Origin of the sequence: Nocardia sp. NPDC051787 (assembly GCF_040681325.1) — a bacterium.
Lineage (GTDB): Bacteria > Actinomycetota > Actinomycetes > Mycobacteriales > Mycobacteriaceae > Nocardia.
Map to the genome: position 1 here is coordinate 244,032 of NZ_JBFAYO010000007.1, position 9,983 is coordinate 254,014.

6 protein-coding genes and 1 pseudogene are annotated in these 9,983 nt (G+C 69.2%); 6 read left to right on the top strand and 1 reads right to left on the bottom strand.

Going from position 1 to position 9,983, the window contains the following annotated elements:
• Window positions 1–91: 91 nt before the first annotated feature.
• The 6 genes from argS to rho all read left to right on the top strand — a co-directional run bounded on the left by argS (window position 92) and on the right by rho (window position 9,217).
• On the top strand, window positions 92–1,750 hold the full coding sequence (argS, locus tag AB0M45_RS10565) for an arginine--tRNA ligase (RefSeq protein WP_364325534.1): 1,659 nt from the start codon (window positions 92–94) through the stop codon (window positions 1,748–1,750).
• Between the two features lie 132 nt (window positions 1,751–1,882).
• Window positions 1,883–3,304 (top strand): diaminopimelate decarboxylase, encoded by a 1,422-nt coding sequence (gene lysA / locus AB0M45_RS10570; protein WP_364325537.1) that lies wholly within the window; start codon window positions 1,883–1,885, stop codon window positions 3,302–3,304.
• Window positions 3,301–4,656, top strand: coding sequence for a homoserine dehydrogenase (locus tag AB0M45_RS10575; RefSeq protein ID WP_364325540.1), 1,356 nt, complete (start codon window positions 3,301–3,303; stop codon window positions 4,654–4,656). Before lysA ends, AB0M45_RS10575 begins: the two co-directional genes overlap by 4 nt.
• Window positions 4,653–5,768: a threonine synthase gene (thrC, locus tag AB0M45_RS10580; protein ID WP_364325543.1), complete on the top strand. Its 1,116-nt coding sequence runs from the start codon at window positions 4,653–4,655 to the stop codon at window positions 5,766–5,768. Before AB0M45_RS10575 ends, thrC begins: the two co-directional genes overlap by 4 nt.
• A 25-nt stretch (window positions 5,769–5,793) precedes the next feature.
• A complete protein-coding gene (gene thrB / locus AB0M45_RS10585; protein ID WP_364325546.1) occupies window positions 5,794–6,834 on the top strand; it encodes a homoserine kinase in 1,041 nt (346 codons plus the stop codon).
• A 415-nt stretch (window positions 6,835–7,249) separates the two neighbouring features.
• Window positions 7,250–9,217, top strand: coding sequence for a transcription termination factor Rho (rho, locus tag AB0M45_RS10590; RefSeq protein ID WP_364325549.1), 1,968 nt, complete (start codon window positions 7,250–7,252; stop codon window positions 9,215–9,217).
• A 479-nt stretch (window positions 9,218–9,696) separates the two neighbouring features.
• Here the strand turns inward: rho and AB0M45_RS10595 are convergent.
• Window positions 9,697–9,983 (bottom strand): annotated as a pseudogene (locus AB0M45_RS10595) (IS982 family transposase); the annotation flags it as partial.

Sequence of the window (9,983 nt, forward strand, 5' to 3'; positions counted from 1 at the left end):
GCTCGTTGTGCTCTTTCGACGTGGTGGATCCGCTGGCTGCGCAGTGCCCACCCCGTGGTGTACACCCGCCAAGACCATAGGATAGAGACTCGTGACTCCAGCTGACCTTGCAGATCTCCTTCGCGCCACCGCGGCGAAGGTGCTTGTCGAACGTGGACTGGACCCTGCGGTCCTGCCCGACGAGGTCATCGTGGAGCGTCCCCGTAACCCGGAACACGGCGACTATGCCACGAATGTCGCGATGCAGGTGGCCAAGCGCGCCGGAACCAAGCCGCGCGAGCTGGCGACCTGGCTGGCCGACGCACTGGCCGACGCGGACGGCGTTGCCGCCGCCGAGGTCGCCGGACCCGGCTTCCTGAACATCCGCCTCGCCGCCTCCGCGCAGGGCGCGATCATCGAGCGGGTGCTCGCCGCCGGCGCCGCGTACGGCACCGCGGACACGCTGAAGGGCACCCGGATCAACCTCGAGTTCGTCTCGGCCAACCCGACCGGTCCGGTGCATCTCGGCGGCACCCGCTGGGCATCGGTAGGCGACGCGCTGGGCCGCATCCTGGCCGCGCAGGGCGCCGACGTGGTGCGCGAGTACTACTTCAACGACCACGGCGCGCAGATCGATCGGTTCGCCGCCTCGCTGGTCGCGGCCGCGACGGGCGCCCCGACCCCGGACAACGGTTACGCGGGCGCCTACATCGCCGAAATCGCCGACAAGATCGTGGCCGCGCACCCCGACGCGGTGAGCAAGCCGGAGGCCCAGCGCCTCGAACTGTTCCGCGCCGAGGGCGTCGAGTTGATGTTCGCGCACATCAAGGAGTCGCTGCACGAGTTCGGCACCGACTTCGACGTCTACTTCAACGAGAGCTCGCTGTTCGCCTCCGGCGCCGTCGAACAGGCGGTGGAGAAGCTGAAGAACTCCGGCGACCTTTACGAGAAGGACGGCGCCTGGTGGATCGCCAGCTCCGAATACGGGGACGACCAGGACCGGGTGGTCATCAAGAGCGACGGCAAGGCCGCCTACATCGCCGGTGACATCGCCTATTTCCAGAACAAGCGCTCGCGCGGCTTCGATCTGTGCATCTACATGCTCGGCGCCGACCATCACGGCTACATCGGCAGGCTGAAGGCCGCCGCGGCCGCGTTCGGCGACGACCCGGCCACCGTCGAGGTGCTGATCGGGCAGATGGTGAACCTGCTGCGTGACGGCGTCGCGGTGCGGATGAGCAAGCGCGCCGGCACCGTGGTGACGCTCGACGACCTGGTCGAGGCGATCGGGGTGGACGCGGCGCGGTACTCGCTGGTGCGCTCGTCGGTGAACTCGAGCATCGACATCGACTTGAACCTGTGGGCCAGCCAGAGCAACGAGAACCCGGTCTACTACGTGCAATACGCGCACGCGCGCACCGCGTCCATCGCGCGAAATGCCGCCGAGTTCGAGTACGACTCCGTTACTCCGGATCTTGCGCTGCTGTCGGCCGACGAGGAAGGCGAGCTGATCCGCACCCTGGGTGAGTATCCGCGGGTCGTGGCCAGCGCGGCGAGCCTGCGCGAACCGCACCGGGTGGCTCGCTATCTGGAGGAGCTGGCCGGCGCCTACCACCGCTTCCAGACCAACAAGAACCTGCGTGTCCTGCCGCTGGGCGACGCGCCCGTCTCGCCGACGAACGCCGCTCGCCTTGCCCTGGTCAACGCCACGCGTCAGGTCCTGGCCAACGGCCTCGGCCTGCTCGGCGTCAGTGCGCCGGAGCGCATGTGACCGCGCACCGGACCAGAGCGAGGAAGGAAACTTTTATGAGCGAGGCGCAGGCATGAGCGAGCGCAGCGAGCGAACCATCGACACAGCCGCCTGCGCGGTCATGCCGGAGCCGAGCGTCAGCGAGGCGCAGGCATGAGCGCGCACCCCGCCGGGCCCCGGCACGCCGAGATCCCGCACGCGCCGAATCTGCCGGAACGTCCGAGCGACCCGGTACAGATGATCGATCTGCCCGCGAACGTCTGGCCGCGCAACGCTGTTCGCGACGCCGACGGCGTGGTCCGGCTGGCGGGCGTGCCGGTGGACGAGCTGGCCGCTCGGTTCGGCACCCCGCTGTTCGTGGTCGACGAGGACGACTTCCGTTCCCGCTGCCGCGACATGGTCCGCGCCTTCGGGGCGAACGCACGCGTCCACTACGCCTCCAAGGCGTTCCTGTGCGGTGAGATCGCGCGCTGGATCCGGGACGAGGGTTTGTCGCTGGACGTGTGCTCCGGCGGCGAACTCGCGGTGGCCTTGCACGCGGGTTTCCCGGCCGAGCGAATCGCGTTGCACGGCAACAACAAATCGGTGGCCGAGCTGGAGGCCGCGGTGTCCGCCGGGGTCGGCCACATCGTGGTCGACTCGCTGATCGAGATCGAGCGCCTGGAAGCCGTCGCGGGCCTGGCCGGCGTGGTGCAGGACGTGCTGGTCCGGGTCACGGTCGGCGTGGAAGCCCATACCCACGAATACATCTCGACCGCGCACGAGGACCAGAAGTTCGGTTTCTCGATCGCGGGCGGCGACGCCATGGAGGCGCTGGCGCGCGTCTTCGACGCCGACAACCTGCGTCTGGTCGGCCTGCACAGTCACATCGGCTCGCAGATCTTCGAGATCGACGGATTCGAGATCGCCGCCCGGCGCATGCTCGGCCTGCTGCGCGAGGCCATCGACAAGTTCGGCATCGAGCGCACCGCCCAGATCTCCACGCTGGATCTCGGTGGCGGACTTGGTATTTCGTATCTGCCGTCGGACGACCCGCCGCCGCTGGACGAGTTCGCCGCGAACCTGCGCGACCTGGTCGCCGCCGAGGCCGAACGCGCGGGCCTGCCCGTGCCGGTGATCGCGGTGGAGCCGGGCCGCGCCATCGCTGGCCCCGGCACGGTGACGCTGTACGAGGTGGGCACCGTCAAGGATGTCTCGCTGGACGGCGGCCTGCGCAGACGCTATGTCAGCGTCGACGGCGGCATGAGCGACAACATCCGTCCCGCGCTGTATCAGGCCGATTACGACTGCCGCCTGGTCTCGCGCTCGTCGCAGGCCGGGCCGGTGGTCGCGCGTGTGGTCGGAAAGCATTGCGAGAGTGGCGATATCGTCATTCGCGATACCTGGCTGCCCGCCGATGTCGGCCCCGGTGACCTGGTCGCCGTCGCCGCCACCGGCGCGTACTGCTATTCGATGTCCAGCCGGTACAACCAGTTGACCCGCCCCGCGGTCGTCGCGGTGCGGGACGGACAGCCGCGCCTGATCCTGCGCCGGGAGACGGTGGCGGACCTGCTCAGCCTGGAGGTGGAAGCGTGACGGCGAACGCGAAGAACGGCGTCTGGGGGACCGATCGCCCGATCGGGGTCGCGGTCCTCGGCATGGGCAATGTCGGCACCGAGGTCGTGCGCATCCTGCGCGAGCACACCGAGGACCTGCGTGCCCGCGTCGGCGCGCCGGTGGTGCTACGCGGCGTGGCCGTGCGCAGCCTCGGCACCGACCGCGGTATTCCGGCGGACCTGCTGACCACCGACGCCGACGCTCTCGTCGCCCGCGAGGACGTCGATCTGGTCGTCGAGGTGATCGGCGGCATCGATCCGCCGCGCCGGCTGATCCTGGCCGCGCTGAACGCGGGCAAATCCGTGGTGACCGCGAACAAGGCGCTGCTGGCCGACTACACCGGCGAACTCGCCGCGGCCGCCGAGCGCAACCGCGCCGATCTGTACTTCGAGGCCGCCGTCGCGGGTGCCATCCCGGTGGTGCGCCCGCTGATCCAGTCCCTGGCCGGGGACCGGGTGAACCGGGTGGTCGGCATCGTCAACGGCACCACCAACTTCATCCTCTCCGCGATGGACGAGACCGGCGCCGACTACTCGGCGACGCTGGCCGAGGCCACCCGTCTCGGGTACGCGGAGGCCGACCCGACCGCCGACGTGGAGGGTTACGACGCCGCGGCCAAGGCCGCGATCCTCGCCTCGCTGGCGTTCCACACCAGGGTCACCGCCGCCGACGTGTATCGCGAGGGCATCTCGCGGATCTCCGCCGAGGATCTCGAGACCGCCTCGGCGCTGGATTGCACCGTCAAGCTGCTGGCCATCTGCGAGCGCGTGGACGCGGGCCCCGGCGAGCCCGGCCCGGACGAGGGCGGCAAGGAGCGCGTCTCGGTGCGCGTCTACCCGGCGCTCATCCCGCGCAAGCATCCGCTGGCCGCGGTGACGGGCGCCTTCAACGCGGTCGTCGTCGAGGCGGAGAACGCCGGGCGGCTGATGTTCTACGGGCAGGGAGCCGGCGGCGCTCCCACCGCCTCCGCGGTGCTCGGCGATCTGGTGATGGCGGCACGCAACAAGTTCTACGGTGGTCGCGCTCCCGGCGAATCGGTTTATGCTGAGCTACCGATCGCGCCGATCGGCGATACGCCCACCCGCTATCACGTGAACCTGCAGGTCGAGGACCGTCCTGGGGTCTTGGAAAAAGTGGCGGGCGAATTCGCCGAGCACGAGGTGAGCATCTCGACCGTCCGTCAAGAAGGGCACGGTTCGGGTGCGCGCCTGGTCGTGGTGACCCACCACGCAACCGAGTCGGCGCTCGCGGACACCGTCGCCGCACTGGCGGAAATGGCATCCGTCACATCCGTGACCAGCGTTCTGAGATTGGAAGGCACCGAAGAATGACCACAGTGTCGCCAGGTGGGCGTACGACTGGCGTGGCGCCCCAGGCAGGAGTGCACTCCCGCTGGCCGGGCCTGATCGCGGCTTACCGCGATCGGCTCGCTGGCGCAGCCGACTGGGAGCCGGTCACGCTGTACGAGGGCGGAACGCCGCTGGTGCCTGCGCCGCACCTGTCCGAGCTGACCGGGTGCGAGGTGTACCTGAAGGTCGAGGGCCTGAACCCGACCGGGTCGTTCAAGGACCGCGGTATGACCATGGCGATAACCGACGCCAAGTACCGCGGCCAGAAAGCGGTGCTGTGCGCGTCCACCGGCAACACCTCGGCATCGGCCGCGGCGTACGCCACCCGCGCCGGCATGAGCTGCGCGGTGCTGATCCCGCAGGGCAAGATCGCGATGGGCAAGCTGGCCCAGGCGGTCATGCTCGGCGCGAAGATCATCCAGGTGCAGGGCAATTTCGACGACTGCCTGGAGCTCGCCCGCAAGGTCACCGCCGACTTCCCCAGCATCGGCCTGGTGAACTCGGTGAACCCCGCGCGCATCGAGGGGCAGAAGACCGCGTCCTTCGAGATCTGCGACGTGCTCGGCAAGGCGCCGGACGTGCACGCGCTTCCGGTCGGCAACGCAGGCAACATCACCGCCTACTGGCGCGGCTACCGCGAGTACTACGCCGACGGCGTCACCGGCCGGCTGCCGCGCATGCTCGGCGTACAGGCCGCGGGCGCGGCGCCGCTGGTCAACGGGGCGCCGGTGAAGGACCCGGAGACCATCGCGACCGCCATCCGGATCGGCGCGCCTGCCTCGTGGAACAGCGCCGTCGAGGCCAAGGAGCAGTCCGGTGGAGCATTCCGCGCCGCCACCGACGAGGCGATCCTCGAGGCATATCACCTGGTCGCCGCCACCGAAGGCGTGTTCGTCGAGCCCGCGTCGGCCGCCAGCGTCGCCGGTGTGCTCGCCGCGCGGAAGGAGGGCTGGCTGGATGCCGGGCTCACCGTGGTGTGCACTGTGACCGGTAACGGCCTGAAGGATCCCGACACGGCGCTGTCGGGGATGCCGCAGGTGCAGGCGATTCCGGTCGACCCGGTTGCGGTGGCCGCCGAACTCGAGCTGGCCTGAGTTGAGTTCGAGCGACAGCCAGCTCATGAGCGGTAGCGAGCGAATCATCGACACAGCGCGCACCGCGCATACCGGAACCGGGCGAGGCGCGGGTGTCAGCGCGACGTTGCCCGCTGGTCTCACCGTGACCGCGCGGGTACCCGCGTCGACCGCGAACCTCGGCCCGGGGTTCGACTCGCTCGGCATGGCATTGGGTCTCTATGACGAGATCGAGGTGCGCACCACCGATTCCGGGCTCACCATCCGGGTTGAGGGTGAAGGCGCCGACGACGTGCCTTGGGGCCCTTCGCATCTCGTGGTCCGCGCGATCGAGCGCGGCCTGGAATCGGTGGGCGTGTGGGCCGACGGTCTCGATGTGGTGTGCCGCAACGTGATTCCGCATGCGCGCGGGCTCGGCTCGTCGGCTTCCGCGGTGGTCGGTGGACTGGCCGCCGGCTGTGCCCTCGCGGCGAAGCTGGACCCGGCGCTGGCCACGCCGGCCGATCAATTGGTCCAGCTGGCCTCGGAATTCGAAGGTCATCCGGACAACGCGGCGGCCAGCGTGCTCGGCGGAATCGTGGTCTCGTGGACGGAGGCCGAGACCGAGCTCGCCGCCGACGCGGGTCGCGATGTCACGCCCGGCGCGGAGTACCACGGTCGCGTCTACCGCGCGGTGCGGCTCGAGGCGCATCCCGCGCTGCGACCGGTCGTGCTGATTCCCGAGGAGCGCTCGTCCACCGCGCACACCCGCGGCCTGCTGCCCGAGGTCGTGCCGCACGGCGACGCCGCCTTCAATGTCAGCCGCGCCGCGCTCGCGGTGGTCGCGCTGACCCAGCGCCCCGACCTGTTGATGCCGGCTACCGTGGACCGCCTGCACCAGCCTCAGCGTGCCCCGGCGCTACCGCTGACCACGGCCTGGATCGCCCGCCTGCGGGCGGCGGGGATCGCGGCCACCGTCTCCGGCGCCGGACCGACCATCCTGGCCTTGAGTACCAGCGAATTCCCCGCGGAACTCCGCGAACTCGCGGCCACCGAGGGCCTGCGTGTGGTGGAGCCGGGACTCGCCGAAGGCGTCCAGGCCGACTGACGGCGAGTCTGCCTTGCCGAGATTCGCGATGGACAGCTATCCTGGGCAAGTCCGTACATCGTGCGCATCAGACGCCGGTGCTTCATCAGGGCAATCGCTCCAGCAGGCTCCAGGCTCGAGCCTCCAGGCCATGGGGGTGCTGCGTAGCTGCGCAACTGGAATGATCACTCCCCACCTTTCGCCAATGGTGGAGAAGCCGCCGGTCCGGCGGGGCAGGTGATACGGCACATAGCGCCCGGACGGACGCATCCCAGTCCGGCAGAATGCCCGGGCTGCGGGACGAACCCTCGAAACAGCACACGGCGATCGAGGGAAGGAAAGGATTTCCGTGACAGATACGGACCTGCTCGCGACACCCGGCGTGGAATCGAACCCGACGGGCGATCGCGAAAGTGAATCCGGACAGATTTCGAAGATGAGCGAACACACCGACGTCGCACGATCGGGGCTGACTGGAATGTTGTTGCCGCAGTTGCGCGCCCTCGCGGGGGAACTCGGTATCCGAGGTACCTCCGGAATGCGCAAGGGCGATCTGATCGCCGCCATCAAGGAAAATCAGTCCGCCGGGAAACCGGCGAAGGTGGAAAAGCCCGCCAAAGGCGAGGCGAAGTCCGCGGTGACCGCCAAGTCCGATGCTCCGGCGAAGGCCGATTCCGCGGCCGGTTCTGCGACCGCATCGGCTCCGGTCGCGTCGGCGCCGGCGAAGGCCGAGCAGGCGACCCTCGACGTGACGCCCGCGGCTTCGGCCCCGGCCACCGAGGCTCCCGCCCCGGCGAAGACCGCGCAGGCCGAATCCGCGCCCGCCACCGCGACCGAAACCACCGAGGAGACCGGCCGCGAGGGTGGCCAGCGTGGCCGCGGCCGGCAGCGGCGCGGTCGTGACCAGGCGCGATCCGGCGGCGAGAGCGCGCCCGCCGAAGCGCGTGGTGACGAGGCGAAGCAGGACGCCGAACAGGGCGGCGAGCGTCGCCGGGAACGCGGCCAGGGCGAGCGTGGCCAGGGCGAGCGTGGCCAGGGCGAGCGTGGCCAGGGCGAGCGCGGCCAAAGCGAGCGTGGCCAGGGCGAGCGCGGCCAAGGCGAGCGCGGCCAGAGCCAGAACGGCAGCGCTGCGGGCCGCGGCGGTGACGAGGAAGAAGGCGGTCGCGGTCGGCGCGGACGCCGCTTCCGGGAACGTCGTCGTGGTCGCGACCGCGAGGGCGGTGGCGGCGAGACCCGCGAGCTGGAGATCCGCGAGGACGACGTGCTTCAGCCGGTCGCGGGCATCCTCGACGTGCTGGACAACTACGCCTTCGTCCGCACCTCCGGCTACCTGGCCGGGCCGAACGACGTGTATGTGTCGATGAACCTGGTGCGCAAGAACGGTCTGCGCCGTGGTGACGCGATCACCGGCGCGGTGCGCGCCCCGCGCGACGGCGAACAGGGCAACCAGCGCCAGAAGTTCGATCCGCTGGTGCGGCTGGACACGGTCAACGGTGGTGAGGTCGAGGCGGCGAAGCGCCGCCCCGAGTTCGGCAAGCTCACCCCGCTGTACCCGAACCAGCGGCTGCGGCTGGAGACCACGCCGAACAAGCTGACCACCCGGGTCATCGACCTGATCATGCCGATCGGCAAGGGCCAGCGCGCGCTGATCGTGTCGCCGCCGAAGGCGGGTAAGACCACGATCCTGCAGGACATCGCGAACGCGATCGCGACCAACAACCCCGAGGTCTACCTCATGGTCGTGCTGGTCGACGAGCGTCCGGAAGAGGTCACCGACATGCAGCGTTCGGTGCGGGGCGAGGTCATCTCCTCGACCTTCGACCGGCCGCCGTCGGACCACACCTCGGTCGCCGAGCTCGCCATCGAGCGGGCCAAGCGCCTGGTGGAGATGGGCAAGGACGTCGTCGTGCTGCTGGACTCGATCACCCGGCTCGGCCGCGCGTACAACAACTCCTCGCCCGCCTCGGGCCGAATCCTTTCCGGTGGTGTCGATTCCACCGCGCTGTATCCGCCCAAGCGGTTCCTCGGCGCGGCGCGCAACATCGAGAACGGCGGATCGCTGACCATCATCGCGACCGCGATGGTGGAGACCGGATCGACCGGTGACACGGTGATCTTCGAGGAGTTCAAGGGCACCGGTAACGCCGAACTCAAGCTGGACCGCAAGATCGCGGAGCGGCGGGTCTTCCCGGCGGTGGACGTCAATCCGTCCGGCACCCGTAAGGACGAGCTACTGCTCAGCCCCGACGAGGCGGGGGTGCTGCACAAGCTGCGCCGCGTACTGTCCGGCCTGGACTCGCACCAGGCGATCGATCTGCTGATCGACCGTCTGAAGAAGTCCAAGAACAACCTCGAGTTCCTCATGCAGGTGAGCAAGACCGCGCCGGGCGCGCTGGACGAGTAGCGCGTAGAACCGGATTGTCGCCATGGCAACGGCCGAAAGGGTCCCGCACGTGCGGGACCCTTTCGGCGTTTGCGGGGCGAAGAAGGCCAGGCCGATCACGGCCGCTCCGCTGATCAGGAAACCGAGGATGAGCGCACAGGTCGCGTCTCCGGGACCCGGCGTGGCGGTCCGGACGTACACGGCGTTCGCGGGGGCGGGATAGTTCGTGGTTTCGGGGAGTGCGCACCAGCCGACGGCCGCGGTGAGGATCAGGAGAACGAAAATCGCGGACGCGATTCGGATTGCCACGCGGGTCTCCTTCCTGCCGCCCAACGGCGATGCGCACCAGGTCTGCAACTCTATGAACGGATCTGTTCGCATTCCTGAGTAGCGGACTACCCGACTTCAGCGTCCCGAAGGCGGCGAGGATTCGCGGGCCCGGATTTCCAGGGGCACAAACGACCGGGGGGAATACCTAGACGAGTAAGTCCGAACGCCTGTCAGTGGTCATAGGCGATCAAGGATCGGGTGATCGGTTGTCCGGTGGTGTGGTTGTGCCAGATCGCGGCGGCCATCGCCAGCAGTCGCTGGGCGACTCGGATGGCGACGCCTTCGAAGCTGCGTCCGCCGTGGTCTTCCAGGTCGAGCTGGCCTTTGAGGGTGTCGTTGACCGACTCGATCAGCTGGCGCAGCTTCTTCAGCAGCGGTTCACCGAAGCGGGCTTTCTCCCGTTTACGGGACGGGCGCAGCATGGTGATCCCGTACTCGCCCAGCAGGGTCTCGAACT

Bases quoted from the DNA above. Each gene is read 5' to 3' on its own strand.
- lysA (WP_364325537.1), top strand. From the start codon at position 1,883: ATGAGCGCGCACCCCGCCGGGCCCCGGCACGCCGAGATCCCGCACGCG.
- thrC (WP_364325543.1), top strand. From the start codon at position 4,653: ATGACCACAGTGTCGCCAGGTGGGCGTACGACTGGCGTGGCGCCCCAG.
- thrB (WP_364325546.1), top strand. From the start codon at position 5,794: ATGAGCGGTAGCGAGCGAATCATCGACACAGCGCGCACCGCGCATACC.
- rho (WP_364325549.1), top strand. From the start codon at position 7,250: ATGAGCGAACACACCGACGTCGCACGATCGGGGCTGACTGGAATGTTG.